Consider the following 1,090-nt stretch of genomic DNA (forward strand, 5'->3'; position numbering starts at 1 on the left):
AGGCGATGTCATGCACCTTGCCACGCGACCAGTTGTATTCGCAGGCCGGTTTCTCGGTGGTGACGAGCATTTTTTCCGGGCGAATGGCGTAGGTCACCGACTTGTCTTCCACTGCCGTGGCAATGCCGTAGCCCACGTAGATGTCGCGGTCCAGGTCCGGGCACTTGAGTACCGCGTGGCCTTCGGCGTCGTCCACCACCTGGGTGTCGAAAATGTTCACGTTGCCGATGAACTCACACACCAGACGGCTGGTAGGCGTTTCGTAGATGTCGATCGGGCTGCCGATCTGGGCGATCCAGCCCAGGTGCATGATCGCGATGCGTTCGGCCATGGTCATGGCCTCTTCCTGGTCGTGGGTCACCATGACGCAGGTCACGCCGACGCGCTCGATGATCTCTACCAGTTCCAGTTGCATCTGCGAACGCAGCTTCTTGTCGAGGGCGCCCATCGGCTCGTCGAGCAGCAGCAGTTTCGGGCGTTTGGCCAGGGAGCGCGCAAGTGCCACACGCTGACGTTGACCGCCAGACAGCTGGTGCGGCTTGCGCTTGGCGTACTGGCTCATCTGCACCAGCTTGAGCATCTCGGCCACGCGCGCATCGACTTCAGCCTTGGGGATCTTGTCCTGTTGCAGGCCGAACGCGATGTTCTGCGCCACGGTCATGTGCGGGAACAAGGCGTAGGACTGGAACATCATGTTGATCGGCCGCTCGTAGGGCGGCATATCGGTGATGTCCACACCATCGAGGTAGATGCGACCTTCCGTTGGGCGCTCGAAGCCTGCGAGCATGCGCAGCAAGGTGGATTTGCCCGATCCCGATCCGCCGAGCAAGGCGAAGATCTCGCCTTTCTTGATTTCCAGGGACACATCGTCCACGGCAATCGTCTCGTCGAACTTCTTCGTGACCCGGTCGATTTTGACCAGCACCTTTTTCGGTGTCTGGTCGCCCTCGAGGGCTTTCTTATAGGCGCCGGAGGCAACTGCCATTTACGAAACTCCCAACAAAAAAGAGTGCAGTTCGCCCGAGGCAGGCGAACCCAGAATAGTTTGAGCCTTAAGCCTTACTTGCCCGTCTTGACCTTGGTCCAGCTA

1 protein-coding gene is annotated in these 1,090 nt (G+C 59.4%); it reads right to left on the minus strand.

Annotated elements, in window-relative coordinates; genetic code table 11:
* The coding region (locus QZ271_RS14330; RefSeq protein WP_291432619.1) for a polyamine ABC transporter ATP-binding protein at positions 1–985 on the minus strand (985 nt) is incomplete at its 3' end.
* Between the last annotated feature and the right edge of the window lie 105 nt (positions 986–1,090).

The sequence above is a fragment of the Deinococcus sp. genome, assembly GCF_018260555.1.
Classification (GTDB): domain Bacteria; phylum Deinococcota; class Deinococci; order Deinococcales; family Deinococcaceae; genus Deinococcus.